Source organism: Vibrio sp. 1402 (assembly GCF_033340275.1).
Genome location: NZ_JAWOWE010000212.1, coordinates 1 through 752, shown reverse-complemented (window position 1 = coordinate 752; position 752 = coordinate 1). Strand labels below are relative to the sequence as shown.

1 protein-coding gene and 1 pseudogene are annotated in these 752 nt (G+C 49.7%); both read right to left on the bottom strand.

Annotation, left to right across the window (positions count from 1 at the left end):
- Positions 1–536, bottom strand: a 536-nt coding sequence (locus tag R7044_RS25145) for a lipopolysaccharide biosynthesis protein (RefSeq protein ID WP_225455989.1), incomplete at its 3' end; no start/stop codon positions are given.
- Positions 529–752, bottom strand: a pseudogene (locus R7044_RS25140) (glycosyltransferase family 1 protein); the annotation flags it as partial. The gene R7044_RS25145 and the pseudogene R7044_RS25140, both read right to left, overlap by 8 nt.

Below are 752 nucleotides of genomic sequence, written 5' to 3'. Positions count from 1 at the left end.
AGACCGCCAATCAGCACCGAGATGACATGCGGGTGCAGCGCAAGCGCCGCGACGATAAACGTGACTTGCAGTAGAGTCGTCGTCACCATCACTTGAAGCAGTGTTTTGGCTTTGTCATCTTGAGTGCGCAGCCAAGCCGTGCCAATCGCAATGCTGCCCTCCAGAACAATGGCAAGCGTAACAACAGCAAATTCGATGCGCGTAAAAGGTTCAGGAATAGAAAGCAACGCAATCAGTAACAGGAGAATCGCAGCCACCGCGCCGGCGATCAGCACCGACAATGAATAAAGTTGGTTGAGAGAAACGGTTCTTTTTTGTGCGTCTTTCTCCACGCCGACAAAACGATAGAGAGCTTCGTGCAAAGCAAAGCTGACCAACAAGGTTGTCACTACGCCAAAAGTGGTCAGTAGCTCGAGTTTGCCCATTTGCTCTGGCGTCAAAAAGTGTGGGAGCACAGGCAACATGAGTAAGCTGATGCTTTTGTTGATCACTAACGCAATCGCGAAAAGTGACATGTTGGTCATTGCTTTAGACATGGTCATATCCTTTGACGTTGTTTCGCGCTTTGGCACCGTGATGACTGGTTGGTGCATGCTCTGAACATAAATATTGAGCGATTGGCATGTAGCAGCGTTCCGCGCTGTATAGCTGTGCGACATTTAAGGCTTCAAGCCCCATTGTGACCTTCATCCACGGTGACTCATTAAGCAGACGAATCGCGTTGTGCAGAGAAGCCGCATTATTCGGTGTGT